Below are 17,868 nucleotides of genomic sequence, written 5' to 3'. Positions count from 1 at the left end.
CACGACTGCCCGCAGCTGCGGCGGCGTGACTGCCCGCGGCTGCGGCGGCGCGACTGCCCGCGGCTGCGGCGGCACGACTGCCCGCGGTTACGGGGGACCGGGTACGTAGACTGGTCCCCGTGAGTGACAACCCCGGCGAGAACGGCCAGCCCGACCCCTCCGACCCCCTCGACTCCTTCGACGAGATCATCGACGCGGAGACCACCCGCGACCCCGACCTCGCCGTCATCGAGGCCGGCAGCCGCACCCTGCGCACCCAGGGCGGCCCCCCGCAGGCCGACATCCCCGGTCGCCCGGAGGACCCCGAGGTGGACGCGGCCCTGCGCGCCGTCGAGACGGAGCTGGCCACCCGCTGGGGCGAGACCAAGCTGGAGCCGTCCGTCACCAGGATCGCCGCCCTGATGGACGTACTGGGCGAGCCGCAGCGCTCGTACCCCTCCATCCACATCACCGGGACCAACGGCAAGACCTCCACCGCCCGCATGATCGAGGCCCTGCTCGGCGCCTTCGAACTGCGCACCGGGCGGTACACCTCGCCGCACGTGCAGTCGATCACCGAGCGGATCAGCCTGGACGGGGCGCCGATCTCCGCCGAGCGGTTCGTCGAGACGTACGAGGACGTCAAGCCGTACGTCGAGATGGTCGACGCGCAGCAGGAGTACCGGCTCTCCTTCTTCGAGGTGCTGACCGGCATGGCGTACGCCGCCTTCGCCGACGCGCCCGTGGACGTGGCCGTCGTCGAGGTCGGGATGGGCGGCTCCTGGGACGCCACCAACGTCATCGACGGGGACGTCGCCGTCGTCACCCCCATCGACCTGGACCACACCGACCGGCTCGGCGGGACGCCCGGCGAGATCGCGGTCGAGAAGTCCGGCATCATCAAGCAGGACGCCACCGTCATCCTGGCCCAGCAGCCGGTGGACGCGGCGCAGGTCATGCTGAAGAAGGCCGTGGACGTCAACGCCACCGTGGCCCGCGAGGGGCTGGAGTTCGGCGTCGTCGCCCGCGAGGTCGCCGTCGGCGGGCAGCTGGTGACCCTGCGCGGGCTCGGCGGCGAGTACACCGAGGTCTACCTGCCGCTGCACGGCGCCCACCAGGCGCACAACGCGGCGGTCGCGCTGGCCGCCGTCGAGGCGTTCTTCGGCGTCGGCGCGCAGCGACCCGAGCCGCTGGACGTCGACACCGTGCGCAAGGCCTTCGCCTCCGTCGCCTCGCCGGGACGCATGGAGGTGGTCCGGCGCTCGCCGACCGTGGTCCTGGACGCCGCGCACAATCCGGCCGGGGCCCGGGTCACCGCCGAGGCGGTGGGGGAGGCCTTCCAGTTCAGCCGGCTCATCGGGGTGGTCGGCGCCAGCGGCGACAAGAACGTGCGGGGGCTGCTCGAAGCCTTCGAGCCGGTCTTCGCCGAGGTCGTCGTCACTCAGAACTCCAGCCACCGCGCCATGGACGCCGACGAGCTGGCCGCGATCGCCGTGGAGGTCTTCGGCGACGACCGCGTCCAGGTCGAGCCGCGGCTGCCGGACGCCCTGGAGGCCGCGATCACGCTGGCCGAGGAGGAGGGCGAGTTCGCGGGCGGCGGTGTGCTCGTCACCGGTTCCGTCATCACCGTCGGCGAGGCCCGACTGCTCCTGAGGAGGGGCTGAGTAACCGTGCGTACGCTCTGTGCTTCGACGCTGATCGGCGAGTTCTTCGTGATCGGCTTCGCCGGACTGGTCGCCATGAAGGACCCGGACCTGTCGGTGGGGACGGTGTGGACGGTCAGCGGCATCGCCATGGTCCTCAGCGTGCTGCTGTGCGGGGTCATCACCCGGCCCGGCGGGGTCGCCCTCGGCTGGGCGCTGCAGGTCGCGCTGATCGCCTCCGGCTTCGTCGTGCCGACCATGTTCTTCCTCGGCGCGATCTTCGCCGCCCTGTGGTGGGCCTCCGTGCACTACGGGCGGAAGATCGACGAGGCCAAGGCGAGGTTCGCCGCCCAGGCCGAGGCCGCCGCGCCCGACCCCGCCTGACACGCTCCCGACCTCGTGCGGCGTGGTCGTCGGCGCTGACGGGCCCGGTATGCCTGACGCTGCGTGACGGGGGCCGCGACACGCCCGGTAACCTCATTCATCACCCGCACGACCGCACATCTCGAACCTCTCCAAGGGAGCCCCCGTGACCCAGCGCAGCCTCGTCCTCCTCAAGCCCGACGCCGTCCGTCGTGGCCTGACCGGCGAGATCATCAGCCGTATCGAGCGCAAGGCCGGCTGGCAGATCACCGCGCTGGAACTGCGCACCCTGGACACCGACACGCTGGAGCAGCACTACGGCGAGCACAAGGGCAAGCCGTTCTACGAGCCGCTGGTCGAGTTCATGGCGTCCGGCCCGGTCGTGGCCATGATTGTCGAGGGCGAGCGGGTTATCGAGGGCGTGCGCGCGCTGGCCGGGCCCACCGACCCGATCGCCGCCGCGCCCGGCTCCATCCGCGGGGACTACGGTGTGATCGTCCGCGAGAACCTGATCCACGCCTCCGACTCCGAGGAGTCCGCCGAGCGTGAACTGAAGATCTTCTTCCCGGGCCGGGTCTGATCCTCCTTCGGGACACGCCGGGAGCACCTTTTTTCTGACGCCACGTCAGCCGAATGGACCGGGCGGAGCCGGGGCGGTCGCGCGAAAGCGACCGCCCTGTGGCATATGCGCGCCTGATCGGGGGAACGGATCCCACCGTTGGCCCGTCTCCACAAGCGAGGCGGTGCGCCATCTGCTGACAATGGCGAAGACCCTCGCGCAGTGTTCGCGAAAGCGCGTCTACGATGGATACCTCCACGCGTCACTGCACCCACTTCGCCTACCTGAAAAGCCCTCAAAAGCTCCTGGGAAGGCCAGTCGAATCCTGATGGGGAACTCAATGTCGTTCATCGGCCGTGACATGGCTGTCGACCTCGGGACCGCCAACACGCTGGTGTACGTCAGGGGTCGCGGGATCGTACTCAACGAGCCGTCCGTCGTCGCGATCAACACCAACACCGGTGGCATCCTCGCGGTCGGCGCCGAAGCGAAGAAGATGATCGGGCGCACGCCGGGCAACATCGTCGCCGTGCGCCCGCTGAAGGACGGCGTCATCGCCGACTTCGAGATCACCGAGCGGATGCTCCGCTACTTCATCCTGAAGATCCACAAGCGGCGGTATCTGGCTCGGCCGCGGGTCGTCGTCTGTGTGCCCTCGGGCATCACCGGCGTCGAGCGCCGCGCCGTCATCGAGGCGTCGTCCCAGGCCGGCGCCCGTCAGGTGCACATCATCGAGGAGCCCATGGCCGCGGCCATCGGCTCCGGCCTGCCGGTCCACGAGGCCACGGGCAACATGGTGGTGGACATCGGCGGCGGCACCACGGAGGTCGCGGTCATCTCGCTCGGCGGCATCGTCACGGCCCAGTCCATCCGCGTCGCGGGTGACGAGCTGGACAACGCGATCATCCAGCACGTGAAGAAGGAGTACAGCCTTCTGCTGGGTGAGCGCACGGCCGAACAGATCAAGATCACGATCGGTTCGGCGTACGACCTCGACTCCGACGAGCACACCGAAATCCGCGGCCGGGACCTCGTCTCCGGGCTGCCCAAGACCGTCGTCATCTCCGCCGCCGAAGTGCGCAAGGCGATCGAGGAGCCGGTCAACGCCATCGTCGACGCCGTCAAGACGACCCTCGACAAGTGTCCGCCGGAGCTGTCCGGCGACATCATGGACCGGGGCATCGTGCTGACCGGCGGCGGCGCGCTGCTGCGCGGGCTCGACGAACGGCTGCGCCGGGAGACCGGGATGCCGATCCACATCGCCGAGGACCCGCTGGACAGCGTGGCGCTCGGCAGCGGTAAGTGCGTCGAGGAGTTCGAGGCACTCCAGCAGGTGCTGGACGCCTCGCCGCGCAGATGACGTAACACTTCGGTTCCGCCGTACGAGACGATCTCCTCTCGTGCGGCGGATCGTTGATATAGAGGGTTCCGGTACCGGATGCGCGTGAAGTGCCCGACGTACCGAATCAGCTGCATTCCTGAACACCGCCACGTACATTCCGAGATTCCCGAATTCGACGAGGAAGGCACGGCCGCCGCACGTGAGGGACACGAAAGAGAGCCGGCTGCTCCTGGTGCTGCTGATCGCCATCGCGTTCGCACTGATCACGGTGGACATCCGCGGCGGGGAGGACTCACCGGTCGACGGTGCCCGGCAGGCCGCGGCGAGCGTCTTCGGTCCGATCGAGAACGGGGTCTCCTCCGCGGTCGACCCCGTCGGCAACGCCGTCTCCGCGATCCGCGACTCCGGCGACCGGCACGACCGGCTCGCGCAGCTGGAGACGGAGAACGCCGCCCTGAAGGCCAAGCTGGGCAGCGACGAGCGCGGCCGCAGCCGGCTGAAGCAGTTCGACAAGATGCTGGGGCTGGCCGGAGCCGGGCAGTACGGCATCAAGGGCGCCCAGGTCATCGCCATAGGAGCCGCCCAGGGCTTCTCCTGGACCATCACCATCGACGTCGGCGCCAACGACGGCGTCAAGCGCGACATGACCGTCCTCAACGGCGACGGCCTCGTCGGACGCGTGACCACCGTCGGCCCGAACACCGCGACCGTGCTGCTCGCCAACGACCCGGACTTCACCGTCGGCACCCGGATGGAGTCCGGCGACGAACTCGGCTTCGCCTCCGGCCAGGGCAGCCGCCCCCTGCGTGTCGAACTCCTCAACGGCAAGGCCGACGTCAAGAAGGGCGACCGCCTCGTCACCTTCGGCTCCCAGGCCGACAAGCCGTTCGTGCCCGGCGTGCCCGTCGGCACCATCACCCGCGTCGACCCCAACGGCGGCGACCTCACCCGCATCCTCGACGTCACGCCGTTCGTCAGCTTCACCAAGCTCGACATCGTCGGCGTCGTCGTGCAGGCCCCGGCGAAGGACCCGCGCGACACGGTGCTCCCGGAGAAGAAGCAGCCCAAGCCCACGCCGACCGTGACCGTCACCGTCACCCCCGGGGCCGACCCCGAGGGCCAGGCCCAGAACGACGAGGCCGGACAGGACGAGGCGACCGGGCAGGGCGATGCGACCGGCCAGGGCGACGCCACCGGCCAGAACGACCAGACAGAGCAGCAGAACGAGCAGCCCGAGCCGTAGGAGCCTTCACCCCATGCGCGTCAACCGGATCCTGCTGTCCGTCGCCCTGGTCGTCGTCGCCCTGGTGATCCAGGTCAGCGTCCTCGCCCGCCTGCACCTGCCCGGCGCCGTCCCCGACCTACTGCTGCTCACCGTCCTCGGCCTCGCCCTGGTCTACGGCCACGTCGGCGGCGCCCTCGTCGGCTTCGGCGCCGGACTCCTCGCCGACCTCGCCCCGCCCGCCGACCACGCCGCCGGCCGCTACGCCCTCGTCCTGTGCGTCATCGGCTACCTCGCCGGACTCGCCAAGCCGGACAACGGACGGCTCCGCTCGGCCACCGGCCCCATGGTCGTCGTGGCCGCCGCCGCCGTCGGCACCACCCTGCTCTACGCGGGCGTCGGCGCGCTCGTCGGCGACACCGCCGCCCGCCACGTCGGCCTGCCCAGCCTGCTGTTCACGGCCGCCCTGTACGACCTGCTGCTCGCGCCCTTCGTCGTCCCCGGCATCATGGCGCTCGCCCGGCGCGCCGAACACGACCCGCTGGCCGACACCAACTCCGCCGCCCAGAGCCCCGACATCTCCTCCGGCTGGCTCTCCTCGGGCACCGGACTGCGCATCGGCAGACAGCGCAACGCCCTGCGGGTGAAGACGGCCCGCGCCCGGGTGGCCCGTGCCGGACGCATCAAGGGGGTCAAGCGGCTGTGACGACGCGGCAGCACACCCGTACCTACTTCTTCAGGGGGAGGCACCAGCAGTGACCAATATCCCCGAGACCGGCCGCAGCACCCGCGTCCAGACCCGGCTCGTCGTCATCCAGATCCTCGTCCTCTCGCTCCTCGCCACCCTCGGCGGCCGCCTCTGGTACCTCCAGATCCGCCAGGGCGACGAGTACGCCGAGGAGGCCTCCGGCAACCACGTCCAGCAGGTCGTCCAGCCCGCCACCCGCGGCTCGATCCTGGACGCCCGCGGCGTCGCCCTCGCCGACAACGAGACCCGGCTCGTCGTCTCCGCCTCCCGCACCGAGCTGCTCAAGATGAAGGACGACGGCAAGGCCGTCCTCACCAAGCTGGCCGGCGTCCTCGGCATGAAGCCCCAGGACGTCATGGACAAAGTCCGGCTCTGCGACGCCAAGACCCCGCAGCCCTGCTGGAACGGCTCGCCCTACCAGCCGATCCCGGTCACCGACGAGGCCACCGTCAAGCAGGCCCTGCAGATCCGCGAGCGCGCCGAGGACTTCCCCGGCATCACCGCCGAACCCATGGCCGTACGCCGCTACGCCGCCCCCGGCAAGTCCAACACCGCCCAGGTCCTCGGCTACCTCTCGCCGGTCACCGACGAGGAGCTGCAGAAGGCCCAGGACACCGACTCGCCCTACCTGCGCTCCGACCAGGTCGGCCGCTCCGGCCTGGAGCGCCAGTACGACAAGGCGCTGCGCGGCAAGGCCGGCGTCACCCGCTACGAGGTCGACAACCTCGGCCGCGTCATCGGCGAGGCCGAGTCCGACCCCGGCACCCCCGGCTCCAACCTCGTCACCAGCATCGACGCCCGCGTCCAGCGGGTCGCCGAGTACGAGCTGAACGAGGCGATGAAGGCCGCCCGCAAGGAGATGGACCGCAACACCAACCGGACCTACGAGGCCGACGCCGGCGCCGTCGTGGTGATGGAGGCCAAGACCGGCCGCGTCGTCGCCATGGCCTCCAACCCCGACTACGACCCCAACGCCTGGGTCGGCGGCATCTCCGCCAAGGACTACAAGAAGCTCACCGGCAAGGAGTCCAACTACCCGCTGCTCAACCGCGCCACCCAGGGCCAGGCGGCGCCCGGCTCCATCTTCAAGGTGGTCTCCTCGGCCGCCGCGGTCGAGGCCGGCTACGACTTCGACGGCAACTACGACTGCTCCAGCGCCTACAACGTCGGCGGCCAGGTCTTCAAGAACTTCGAGTCGGCCAACGAAGGCATGATCACCATCGGCCGCGCCCTGGAACTCTCCTGCGACACCGTCTTCTACCGCCTGGCCCACGAGGAGTGGAAGAAGGACGGCGGGATGAACCCCAAGGACCCCAACGACTACTTCTACAAGGCCGCCCACCAGTTCGGCCTCGGCGCCAAGACCGGCATCGACCTCCCCAACGAGGTCACCGGCCGCGTCCCCGACCGCCAGTGGAAGCAGGACTACTGGGAGGCCAACAAGGACGCCTGGTGCAAGTCCGGCAAGAAGGACGGCTCCTACGTCGAGAAGATCGCGTACGAGAACTGCCTCGAGGGCAACAAGATGCGCGCCGGTGACTCCATCAACTACTCCATCGGCCAGGGCGACACCCTCGTCACCCCCATCCAGATGGCCACCATCTACGCGGCCATCTCCAACGGCGGCACCATGTACGACCCGACCATCGGCAAGGCGATCGTCAGCCCCGACGGCAAGACCGTCCGCGAGATCGAGCCCACCGCGCACGGCAAGCTGCCCATAAGCAAGACCACGCTGGCCAAGATGGACGAGGCCCTCGCCGGCGTCGCCAGCCGAGGCACCGCCGCCTGGCGGTTCGCCCAGGTCGGCTGGCCGCAGGACAAGATCCCGATGCACGCCAAGACCGGTACCGCCGAGGTCTACGGCAAGCAGACCACGTCCTGGTTCGCCACGTACACCAAGGACTACTCGATCGTCATGACGATCTCCCAGGGCGGCACCGGCTCCGGCGCCTCGGGACCCGCCGTCCGCAACATCTACGACGCGCTGTACGGCGTCTCCGACGACGGCGACGTCGACCCGAAGAAGGCCCTGCTGCCCAAGCCCCAGGCGAGCCTCCCGAAGATCAAGACGGACGGCACCATCCTGTCCCCGAAGATGCCGAAGGACGTCGTCAAGGAACTCCTGCCCGACGAGAAGGCATCCCCGGACGAGGAGTACGCCCCCGTCGAGGAGGGCGGCCAGCCCGCGACCACCCCCAACCAGAACGGGGAGAACCGCGACACCCGCCGCCACCGGCGGCGCGGCGGCGCACGCGGCGCCCGGCGCGGCAGCCGACCGGTCGCCAGGGGCAGAAGCCGGAGGGCACGCGCATGACCGGCAACAGCTTCCAGGTCTCCGGGTACGGCCCCGAGAAGGCCGGCTGGACCCGCCTCTTCGCCCGGGACTCCATGGCCCGGCGGCTCGACTGGCCGATACTGCTGGCCGCCGTGGCCCTGTCCCTGCTGGGCTCGCTGCTCGTCTACTCCGCGACCCGCAACCGCACCGAACTCAACCAGGGCGACCAGTACTACTTCCTCACCCGGCACCTCCTGAACACCGGCATCGGCCTCGCCCTGATGGTCGGCGTCGTCTGGCTCGGCCACCGCGCCCTGCGCACCGCCGTGCCGGTCCTCTACGGCGCCTCCGTCTTCCTGATCCTGCTGGTGCTCACCCCGCTCGGCTCGACCATCAACGGCGCCCACTCCTGGATCAAGCTCCCCGGCGGCTTCTCCCTGCAGCCCTCGGAGTTCGTGAAGATCACCATCATCCTGGGCATGGCGATGCTGCTGGCCGCACGCGTCGACGCCGGGGACCGGCCGTACCCCGACCACCGCACCGTGCTCCAGGCCCTGGGCCTGGCCACCGTGCCGATGCTCATCGTGATGCTCATGCCCGACCTCGGGTCGGTCATGGTCATGGTCATCATCGTGCTCGGCATCCTGCTCGCCTCCGGCGCCAGCAACCGCTGGGTCTTCGGACTGCTCGGCGCCGGCACCGCCGGTGCGCTCGCGGTCTGGCAGCTCGGGATCCTGGACGACTACCAGATCGCTCGCTTCGCCGCCTTCGCCAACCCGGCCCTGGACCCCGCGGGCGTCGGCTACAACACCAACCAGGCCCGCATCGCCATCGGCTCCGGCGGGCTCACCGGCTCCGGCCTCTTCCACGGCTCCCAGACCACCGGCCGGTTCGTCCCCGAACAGCAGACCGACTTCGTCTTCACCGTCGCCGGTGAGGAACTGGGCTTCCTCGGCGCCGGTCTCATCATCGCGCTGCTCGGCGTGGTCCTGTGGCGCGCCTGCAAGATCGCCCGCAGCACCCCCGACCTGTACGGCACGGTCGTCGCCGCCGGGATCGTCGCCTGGTTCGCCTTCCAGACCTTCGAGAACGTCGGCATGACCCTCGGCATCATGCCGGTCACCGGCCTGCCCCTGCCCTTCGTCTCCTACGGCGGCTCCTCCATGTTCGCCGTGTGGATGGCGGTCGGCCTGCTCCAGTCGATCACCGTGCAGAGACCGATGTCGGCGTAGCCCGGCACCCGGGGCGTGAGCGGTGGGGCTCCCGGGGGCCGAGCGCGGTCGAGCGGTAAGGGGGACCGGTCCGGCCGGGTTAGGCTGGATGGTCCCCCTTGTCAGCACACGAAGGTCCCGTGAGATGCCTGCCGAAGCCTCCCCGGCCGCCGAGTCCGTGTTTCCGCAGCTGGAAGCCCTGCTCCCGCACGTGCAGAAGCCGATCCAGTACGTCGGCGGAGAGCTGAACTCCACGGTCAAGGACTGGGAGTCCTGCGACGTCCGCTGGGCCCTGATGTACCCGGACGCCTACGAGGTCGGCCTGCCCAACCAGGGCGTCATGATCCTCTACGAGGTGCTGAACGAGCAGGAGGGCGTCCTCGCCGAGCGCACCTACAGCGTCTGGCCGGACCTGGAGGAGCTGATGCGGGAGCACTCCGTCCCGCAGTTCACCGTCGACAGCCACCGCCCGGTCGGCGCCTTCGACGTGTTCGGCCTCTCCTTCTCCACGGAGCTGGGCTACACCAACATGCTCACCGCCCTGGACCTGGCGGGCATCCCGCTGGAGGCGAAGGACCGCGGCATCGACGACCCGATCGTCCTGGCCGGCGGCCACGCGGCCTTCAACCCCGAGCCGATCGCGGACTTCATCGACTGCGCGGTCATCGGCGACGGCGAGCAGGCCGTCCTGGAGGTCACCGCGATCATCCGCGCCTGGAAGGCCGAGGGCCGCCCGGGCGGCCGCGAGGAGCTGCTGCTCCGCCTGTCCAAGACCGGCGGCGTCTACGTCCCCGCCTTCTACGACGTCGAGTACCTCCCCGACGGCCGTATCGCCCGCGTCGTACCCAACCGCTCCGGCGTCCCGTGGCGGGTCTCGAAGCACACCGTCATGGACCTCGACGAGTGGCCCTACCCCAAGCAGCCCCTCGTCCCGCTCGCCGAGACCGTTCACGAGCGCATGTCGGTGGAGATCTTCCGCGGCTGCACCCGCGGCTGCCGCTTCTGCCAGGCCGGCATGATCACCCGCCCGGTGCGCGAGCGCTCGATCACCGGCATCGGCGAGATGGTCGACAAGGGTCTGAAGGCGACCGGCTTCGAGGAGGTCGGCCTGCTCTCCCTCTCCTCCGCCGACCACTCGGAGATCGCCGACGTCGCCAAGGGCCTCGCCGACCGCTACGAGGACGACAAGATCGGCCTGTCCCTGCCCTCCACCCGCGTCGACGCCTTCAACATCGACCTGGCCAACGAGCTGACCCGCAACGGCCGCCGCTCCGGTCTCACCTTCGCCCCCGAGGGCGGCTCCGAGCGGATCCGCAAGGTGATCAACAAGATGGTCTCGGAGGAGGACCTCATCCGGACCGTCGCGACCGCCTACGGCAACGGCTGGCGCCAGGTGAAGCTGTACTTCATGTGCGGCCTGCCCACCGAGACCGACGACGACGTCCTGCAGATCGCCGACATGGCCACCCGGGTCATCGCCAAGGGCCGCGAGGTCTCCGGCTCCGGCGACATCCGCTGCACGGTCTCCATCGGCGGCTTCGTCCCCAAGCCCCACACCCCCTTCCAGTGGGCCCCGCAGCTCTCCGCCGAGGAGACGGACGCCCGCCTGCAGAAGCTCCGCGACAAGATCCGCGGCGACAAGAAGTACGGCCGCTCCATCGGCTTCCGCTACCACGACGGCAAGCCCGGCATCGTCGAGGGCCTGCTCTCCCGCGGCGACCGCCGCCTGGGCGCCGTCATCCGCGCCGTCTACGACGACGGCGGCCGCTTCGACGGCTGGCGCGAGCACTTCTCCTACGACCGCTGGATGGCCTGCGCCGACAAGGCCCTGGAGCCGGCCGGCGTCGACGTCGACTGGTACACCACCCGCGAGCGCGGCTACGAGGAGGTCCTGCCCTGGGACCACCTCGACTCCGGCCTCGACAAGGAGTGGCTCTGGGAGGACTGGCAGGACGCCCTCGACGAGACCGAGGTCGACGACTGCCGCTGGACCCCGTGCTTCGACTGCGGCGTCTGCCCGGCGATGGACACCGAGATCCAGGTCGGCCCGACCGGCAAGAAGCTGCTGCCGCTGACGGTCAAGAACACCGCGCCGGCCGGCTGAACCGAGGGGACGGGGGCCGTCCGGGTCGCTGCGTGGCGGCGGTCTCCGCGAGCGGACCGCACCGTCGGCCGGGGTGCCCGGCGGCACCCCCGGCCGACGGTGGGTGTCACCCGGCCGGAGTCTGTGCCGTTACCGGGGCGGCGGGGGCGGGCATGCGCCAGGCCACGGCCGCGCCGGCGGCGAGTCCCAGGGTGGCCAGCACGGTGGTGACCAGGAACGGATCGAGGGAGTGCAGGGCCGGGGCGAACCCGAGCCCGACGCAGACGGCCACCCCGGTCGCGCCGCCGAGCTGGTCGGCCGCGCGCTGGACGCCCGAGGCGATCCCGGCGTCGTCCTCGGTGACGCCGCTGACCGCGAGGTACTGCAGGCCCACGATGCCGAACGCCATCCCGGCCGAGATCAGGAGCATGGCCGGGACGAGCGCCGCCGCCCCTGCCTCCAGGGCCGAGACGAGCGCGATCGCGGCCATCGCGGCGGCGGTGAACCCGATGCCGGCCAGCACGCACGCGCGTGCTCCCCAGCGGTCCAGCAGGCGCGGCACGAGCGCGGAGAACACGAGCAGCGACACCGCCAGCGGCAGCATCGTCAGGCCCGAGCCGAGCGGGCCGACGCCCAACCGGTCCTGCAGGTAGTAGGTGAACAGCAGGAACGAGGTCGACAGGCCGCCGCTCAGCAGCATCGTGGTCAGGTTGGCCGTCACCCGCGTGCGGTCGGCGAAGAAGCGGAGCGGCAGCAGCGGGTCCCGCGAGCGTGCCTCGACCCGGAGGAACCCGGCTCCGGCGGCCGCCGCCCCGGCCAGCGACACCGGGGCCACCCACGCGGGCGAGGCGGGTTCACCGGCCTCGACCACCCCGAGGACGAACAGCAGCGGGCAGGCGGTCAGCAGCAGCGCGCCGGGAAGGTCCGGCGCCGGCCCGTCCCCGGCCACGGGCCGGTCGCCCTCGACCAGGAAGACGGCCGCCAGCAGCACGACCAGCAGGAACGGGACCGAGACCAGGAAGACCCACCGCCACCCCAGGTGAGCGGTGATGATCCCGGACACGACGAACCCGAGTACGAGGCCGCAGCTCGCCACCGCCGCCCACACGCTCAGGGCCCGCGTCCGGCGCGGCCCCTCGGGGAACATCAGGACGATGGTGGCCATCGCGGCGGGCAGCGCGACCGCCTCACCGGCACCCTGGAGCAGACGCGCGACCACCAGCAGGGCGAACGTGGGGGCCAGCCCGGCCAGCAGCGACGCGGCGCCGAACAGACCGGTGCCGAGCAGCAGTACGCGCCGCCGCCCGAGCAGGTCGCCGAGGCGGCCACCGAGCATCAGCATCCCGCCGCCGGTGACCGTGTAGCCGACCACCACCCAGGTCAGGGTGTGTCCGTCGACGCCGAAGCCGGCGCCGATCGAGGGCAGGGCGATGTTGACCACGGTCACGTCGACCGCGATGAAGAACTGCAGCATGGACATCGCGCACAGCACCAGCCACGCGCGCGCGGGAGACGGGCCGTGCCCGCCGGAGGAAGGGATGCCTGGAAGCATCGAGGGGCTCCGTTGCTCAGAGGAATACCCGAGCAGCACGAGCGTGCCGCTCCGGTCCGATCACGAAGCGGCTGGACGTCCAGGAAGGATGTGTGAGCCGAACGCCCCGCCGCTAGCGGGACGTCCTGGTCACCGCGGCGCAAGCGGCCGCGCACGAGGCAGCAGACATGCCGCGAACGCTACCAGGGGCGGGTACGGTCGGGTCCATGGGTTTGGGGGCGGACGCCGGGTCGGGCGGGGTCGACGTACTGATCATCACGGCGCTCAAGGAGGAGTACGAGGCGGCCCGGTCGGCCGGCTCGGCGGGGTACGCGGGGCATCCCGGGGTCGCGGCCTGGGAGGAGCACGAGTCGGAGTCCCTGATCCCTTTCCTCGTCGGCACGTACGTCCTGGCCGACGGCAGGAGCATGACCGTGGCCCTGGCCCGGCCCACCCGGATGGGGGCCACCGCGACCGCGCCGGTGGTGTCCACGCTCGTGGAACGCCTGCGGCCCCGCTGCCTCGCCATGTGCGGGGTGTGCGCGGGCAACCCGGCGCACGTGGCGCTCGGCGACGTCGTGGTGGCCGAGCTGGCGTACGCCTACGACGAGGGGAAGCGGACCCAGGACGGCTTCGAGGGGGACCATCGCCAGATCCCCGCCCCGGAGGGCTGGCTGCGGGCCGCGCAGGACCTCGGGACGTCCGACCTGCCCAGTTTCGGCGAGGCCTCCCCGCACGAGGCGCGGATCTGGCTGATGGAGCGCCTCTACGCCGGTGAGGACCCCCGGCGGCACCCCGCCAGGTCGCGCTTCCTCTCCCAGGCCTCGTGGACCGACCAGATCCAGAGCCTGCAGGCCGACGGTCTGGTGACCCGGAAGGGCGCCGCCCTGTCGCTGACGGACGCGGGGTACGCGCACATCGAGCAACTCGTCTACGACGACCTGGACGGCCCCCGCAAGCTGCCGTACGCCGTCGTCGTCGGGCCGATGGCCAGTGGCAACGTCGTGGTGAAGGACGGGCTCACCTGGGCGCGGCTCAAGCAGTGGGGCGTGCGCTCCGTCGCCGGTCTGGAGATGGAGTCCGCCGTCATCGCGCAGGTCGCCCACCGGCTGGGGCTGTCCGACTGGGTGGTCGCCAAAGGGGTGATGGACCACGCGGATCCGCGCAAGGACGACCGGTACAAGCAGTTCGCGGCGCGCTCCTCCGCGGAGGTGCTGTTCAAGCTGCTGGGCCGGCGCCTGGCCGCGCCGCAGGTCGCCGCGCCGTCCGCCGCCCTGTCGCGGATCAGGTCCGTCTACGTCCTCGGCGGTGTGACGGGCGAGACGACCTACCCGGACTACGAGCAGTCCCAGCTCGCGCACGTCTGCGAGCAGCTGGGGCAGGCCGTCGCGAAGGCCGGTGCGGAACTCGTCGTGTGCAGTCCCTTCCCGGACTCCGCCGACCTCCACGCGGTGATCGGTTACGTCCAGTCGGGTGCAGGCCGCATCGTGCACCTGCACAGTCCGCGGCACCCGGAGGTCGCCGAGCGGCAGACGGAGATGCTCGCGATGCTGGGGTCCGGTCACGACACGGAGATCAAGAACTGGTACTACCCGGGGCCCGAGGACGACGAATCCCGGGAGCAGGCATGGCTGCTGTGCCAGATCCAGGCCATGGAGGAGGCCGATGTCGTGATCGCGGTCGGGGGCCGGGTCTCCAAGACGGCGAACACGGTGCTCCACCTGGCCGAGGCGCGCCGGAAGCCGATCGTGCCGTTCGCGTTCCTCGGCGGCGCGTCCCGGCGTGCGTACCAGCGGCGGGACTGGGCCGCGGTCTACCCCGCGCTCGAACACCGCCGGCTCATGGACCGGGACGCGGTGCCGGACGCCATGAAGATCGCGGACCAGCTGGTGACCGCCCGCATGCGCACGCCGCACAACTACCGGTGGCCGCCGCGTCGGGTCTTCATCAGCCGTGCGAGGCCCGACGCCGAATTCGCCCAGGCCCTGGAGACGTACCTCTCCGGCGCGGGGATCACCGCGTTGGTCGGTGAGAAGGAGCTGCGGCCGGACCGCATGGTCAACCCCACGATCGAGGACGCGGTCCTGTCCGCCGACCTGTTCGTCGTCCTGTGGAGCAGGTCGTACGCCCTGAGCAGGTTCTGCTACGACGAGATCGAGCTGGCCCTGCGCAGGCACGCGGTGGGCGAACTCCAGCTCTGGATCATCAACCTGGACGGCTCGGACATCGTGCCGCCCGAGGCCCGTGCCCTGCCGCAGGCCCTGGCCAGAACGCCGCACGCCCTCGTCGCCCTCGTCCGCGAACTGCTGGAACACGCCGAACCCGCACCCGCCGCACCCGCACCCGCCGTCCCAGGCGGCGAGTAGCCGCGGGACGGGACGTCGCGGGATCCGAACCGGGTCGAGCGGCGTCCTCATGTGCATGGTGGATCTGGAGAAGGCGCCCGGTGTGCAGCCGCGGGCGGGACAGGGCGAGCCGGTGCGCCGGTCGGACGCCGAGGGATGCCTCGCCGTGGCGATCCGGATTCCGGTGCGGATCGTGGTGCTGGTGCTGGTCGTGCCGGTGCGCATGGTGTGGGACGCGCTGGTCGTGGCGGGGCGGTTCCTGCGGGACGCGGTGCTGCGTCCCGTCGGGCGGGCGCTGGCGTGGCTCGGGCGGGCCGTCTTCGTGTGGCCGCTGGTCGCGTTGTGGCGGTACGTCGTCGTGCCGCTCGCCAAGGGCGTGGGGTGGCTGGGGCGCGTGCTGCTCGTGGTGCCCGCGGTGTGGCTGTACCGGTGGGTCCTGACGCCGGTCGGGCACGGGCTCGCCTGGTTCTTCACCCGGGTGGGCGCGGGGCTCGCGGCGGTCGGGCGGGGGCTGTACGCCGCTCTGGCGTGGCTCGGGCGGTACCTGGCCGTCGTACCGGCGATGTGGCTGTACCGGTGGGTGCTCACCCCGGTCGGGCACGCGCTCGCCTGGTGCGGCCGGCAGGTGGCGCGGGGGGTGGGGCTGGTCGTCACCGGTGTCGGGTTCGTCCTGTACTGGACCGTCCGGGTGCTGCTGGTGCTGCCGGCCCTCGCCGTGTGGCGGTGGGTGCTCGCCCCGGTCGGCCGGGTCCTCGCGGTCGTCGCACGGGAGGTGGCGGACGCCCTCGGGCACGCCTGGCGGATCGCCGGGCACCTCTCGCGCGCCGTCGGGCGGTTCCTCGGCACCGTCCTGCGCTGGACCGTGGCCGAACCGGCGCGCTGGGTGTACCGGAGTGTGCTGACCCCGGTGGGGCATGCCGCGCGGGACGCCGTCCTGCGGCCCCTCGCCGAGGCGGGGCGCAGCGCGGGGCGGGCGACCCGGCAGGCGCTGGCCTCGGCCCGGCTCTCGGTGCGGCAGGCCCGCGCCGACGTGCGCCGGATGCTGTTCGGGGAGCCCGCGGGTCGGCGGCCGGTGGACCGGCGGGAACCTATGCCTGCGCCAGCGCGTACTCTAGAAAAGAGGACCGGGCGCGAAACCTCCCCGCCGACGCGGGGATGATCCCGACTGCACGACGCTGGGAAAGCGTCAGCCGGTGTGCTCCCCGCCACCGCGGGGCTGCGTCCCGGTCCTGACCGCCGTACACAAGGAGAAGTCCCCTGGGCAAGCGACAGCCCGTAGGCCCGCCGCCCGTTCCCGCGGTGCAGCGCATCCGACTGCGCTACACCAAGCGCGGCCGCCTCCGGTTCACCAGCCACCGTGACTTCCAGCGCGCCTTCGAGCGTGCGCTGCGCCGCGCCGAGGTGCCGATGGCGTACTCGGCGGGGTTCACCCCGCACCCGAAGGTGTCGTACGCCAATGCCGCACCCACCGGCACGGGCAGTGAGGCGGAGTACCTGGAGATCGCGCTCACCGAGGCGCGCGACCCGGAGCGGCTGCGGCTGCTCCTCGACGAGTCGCTGCCCGCCGGGCTCGACGTCGTCGAGGCGGTCGAGGCCCGGACCTCGGGGCTCGCCGACCGGCTGACGGCCTCCGTGTGGGAGCTGCGGCTGGACGGAGTGGAGTCCGCCGAGGCCGACGCCGCCGTCGCGGCGTTCAACGCGGCCCCGGCGGTGGAGGTCCAGCGCCGTACGAAGAACGGCGTCCGTACCTTCGACACCCGCTCCGCCGTCGCGCACCTGGAGAGCGTCACCACGCACGGTTCACCGGCTGATAGGCCGACCGACCGGCCCTGTGCGATACTGCGGCTGGTTGTTCGGCACGTGACGCCTGCCGTACGACCCGACGACGTCCTGTCCGGTCTTCGCGCCGTGGCCGACCTGGCGCCGCCGGTCCCCGCAGCGGTGACCAGGCTGGCGCAGGGGCTGTTCGATGAAGAGACCGGTGCGGTGACCGACCCGCTCGCGCCCGACCGCGAGGCAGAAGCGCCCGCGCCGCATCCGGCCGCCGCTTCCGCCGCCGCGAAGGCGCCGGCGTAAGGAAGGTTCCGCTCAGGGACGGACGTCGTAGCGCCGCCCTCGAACTCGGGAGCCACCTGGGTCGGGCAGCGCACCGACCACAAGACTTTCGCCAGGCCGTGCACGACAAGGGGTACGGAACCGGCGAGACAAGACACGGAGAGCTTCCGAGCGGCGCCCGCGCCCCGGACGGCGGCGACCGCGCACCGCGCGAGCCGCGGACGTCACCGGCGGTCGACATGTCGATGCCGGACCAGGCGCGGCGCCCGGGAGCCTGACGGGAGAAACCCCCGCATGCTCGAACCGACCGAACCCACCGGGTCCGCGACCAGCTCGACGGACACCGAGTCGAACACCCCCAGCGACACCCTGCCGCCGCGCCGTCGGCGCAGGGCCGCGTCCCGCCCCGCGGGCCCGCCGTCCGGTGCCTCCGAGGCGCCGGCGGAGACCGTCGCGCCGGCCGAGGCCCCCGCCGCGGTGGCGGTCTCCTCGTCGTAGCGCTCGAAGGC

13 protein-coding genes and 1 pseudogene are annotated in these 17,868 nt (G+C 71.5%); 13 read left to right on the top strand and 1 reads right to left on the bottom strand.

All coding sequences use genetic code 11. The features are described 5' to 3' along the window. Positions 1-119 precede the first annotated feature (119 nt). The 9 genes from folC (at position 120) to K7854_RS20185 (ending at position 11,449) form a co-directional block, all read left to right on the top strand. On the top strand, positions 120-1,643 hold the full coding sequence (folC, locus tag K7854_RS20225) for a bifunctional tetrahydrofolate synthase/dihydrofolate synthase (protein ID WP_226027954.1): 1,524 nt from the start codon (positions 120-122) through the stop codon (positions 1,641-1,643). Between the two features lie 6 nt (positions 1,644-1,649). Continuing rightward, on the top strand, positions 1,650-2,006 hold the full coding sequence (locus tag K7854_RS20220) for a DUF4233 domain-containing protein (protein WP_127892212.1): 357 nt from the start codon (positions 1,650-1,652) through the stop codon (positions 2,004-2,006). 145 nt (positions 2,007-2,151) lie between these two features. Further along, a complete protein-coding gene (gene ndk, locus K7854_RS20215; RefSeq protein WP_159329531.1) occupies positions 2,152-2,565 on the top strand; it encodes a nucleoside-diphosphate kinase in 414 nt (137 codons plus the stop codon). A gap of 319 nt (positions 2,566-2,884) precedes the next feature. Further along, a complete protein-coding gene (locus tag K7854_RS20210; RefSeq protein ID WP_007449816.1) occupies positions 2,885-3,904 on the top strand; it encodes a rod shape-determining protein in 1,020 nt (339 codons plus the stop codon). A 181-nt stretch (positions 3,905-4,085) separates the two neighbouring features. After that, positions 4,086-5,129 (top strand): rod shape-determining protein MreC, encoded by a 1,044-nt coding sequence (mreC, locus tag K7854_RS20205; RefSeq protein WP_226027953.1) that lies wholly within the window; start codon positions 4,086-4,088, stop codon positions 5,127-5,129. A gap of 13 nt (positions 5,130-5,142) precedes the next feature. Beyond that, positions 5,143-5,814, top strand: a complete 672-nt coding sequence (gene mreD / locus K7854_RS20200) for a rod shape-determining protein MreD (RefSeq protein ID WP_226027952.1) — start codon at positions 5,143-5,145, stop codon at positions 5,812-5,814. A 49-nt stretch (positions 5,815-5,863) separates the two neighbouring features. Continuing rightward, a complete protein-coding gene (mrdA, locus tag K7854_RS20195; protein WP_226027951.1) occupies positions 5,864-8,173 on the top strand; it encodes a penicillin-binding protein 2 in 2,310 nt (769 codons plus the stop codon). Next, entirely contained in the window at positions 8,170-9,366 is a 1,197-nt protein-coding gene (rodA, locus tag K7854_RS20190; protein ID WP_226027950.1) for a rod shape-determining protein RodA, read from the top strand. Before mrdA ends, rodA begins: the two co-directional genes overlap by 4 nt. A gap of 124 nt (positions 9,367-9,490) precedes the next feature. Beyond that, entirely contained in the window at positions 9,491-11,449 is a 1,959-nt protein-coding gene (locus tag K7854_RS20185) for a TIGR03960 family B12-binding radical SAM protein (RefSeq protein ID WP_226027949.1), read from the top strand. A gap of 106 nt (positions 11,450-11,555) precedes the next feature. On the opposite strand, the gene K7854_RS20180 is transcribed toward K7854_RS20185, so the two are convergent. Further along, entirely contained in the window at positions 11,556-12,908 is a 1,353-nt protein-coding gene (locus K7854_RS20180) for an MFS transporter (RefSeq protein ID WP_226028021.1), read from the bottom strand. Between the two features lie 278 nt (positions 12,909-13,186). On the opposite strand from K7854_RS20180, the gene K7854_RS20175 reads away from it, so the two are divergent. From K7854_RS20175 to K7854_RS37920, 4 genes and pseudogenes are all read left to right on the top strand, one after another. Further along, a complete protein-coding gene (locus K7854_RS20175) occupies positions 13,187-15,325 on the top strand; it encodes a phosphorylase family protein (RefSeq protein WP_226027948.1) in 2,139 nt (712 codons plus the stop codon). Between the two features lie 49 nt (positions 15,326-15,374). Next, positions 15,375-16,463, top strand: coding sequence for a hypothetical protein (locus tag K7854_RS20170; protein ID WP_226027947.1), 1,089 nt, complete (start codon positions 15,375-15,377; stop codon positions 16,461-16,463). 140 nt (positions 16,464-16,603) lie between these two features. Then, positions 16,604-17,380, top strand: coding sequence for a TIGR03936 family radical SAM-associated protein (locus tag K7854_RS20165; RefSeq protein WP_226027946.1), 777 nt, complete (start codon positions 16,604-16,606; stop codon positions 17,378-17,380). A 273-nt stretch (positions 17,381-17,653) separates the two neighbouring features. Next, positions 17,654-17,836, top strand: a pseudogene (locus tag K7854_RS37920) (hypothetical protein); the annotation flags it as partial. Positions 17,837-17,868 lie beyond the last annotated feature (32 nt).

Origin of the sequence: Streptomyces hyderabadensis (genome assembly GCF_020404845.1) — a bacterium.
GTDB classification, from domain to species: Bacteria; Actinomycetota; Actinomycetes; order Streptomycetales; family Streptomycetaceae; genus Streptomyces; species Streptomyces hyderabadensis.
This window is presented reverse-complemented; position numbering and strand designations above follow the sequence as displayed.

Excerpts from the sequence above, each read along its gene's own strand:
- K7854_RS20210 (WP_007449816.1), top strand. The coding sequence starts at position 2,885 with ATGTCGTTCATCGGCCGTGACATGGCTGTCGACCTCGGGACCGCCAAC.
- mreD (WP_226027952.1), top strand. The coding sequence starts at position 5,143 with ATGCGCGTCAACCGGATCCTGCTGTCCGTCGCCCTGGTCGTCGTCGCC.
- rodA (WP_226027950.1), top strand. The coding sequence starts at position 8,170 with ATGACCGGCAACAGCTTCCAGGTCTCCGGGTACGGCCCCGAGAAGGCC.
- K7854_RS20185 (WP_226027949.1), top strand. The coding sequence starts at position 9,491 with ATGCCTGCCGAAGCCTCCCCGGCCGCCGAGTCCGTGTTTCCGCAGCTG.
- K7854_RS20180 (WP_226028021.1), bottom strand. The coding sequence starts at position 12,908 with ATGTCCATGCTGCAGTTCTTCATCGCGGTCGACGTGACCGTGGTCAAC.
- K7854_RS20175 (WP_226027948.1), top strand. The coding sequence starts at position 13,187 with ATGGGTTTGGGGGCGGACGCCGGGTCGGGCGGGGTCGACGTACTGATC.
- K7854_RS20170 (WP_226027947.1), top strand. The coding sequence starts at position 15,375 with ATGTGCATGGTGGATCTGGAGAAGGCGCCCGGTGTGCAGCCGCGGGCG.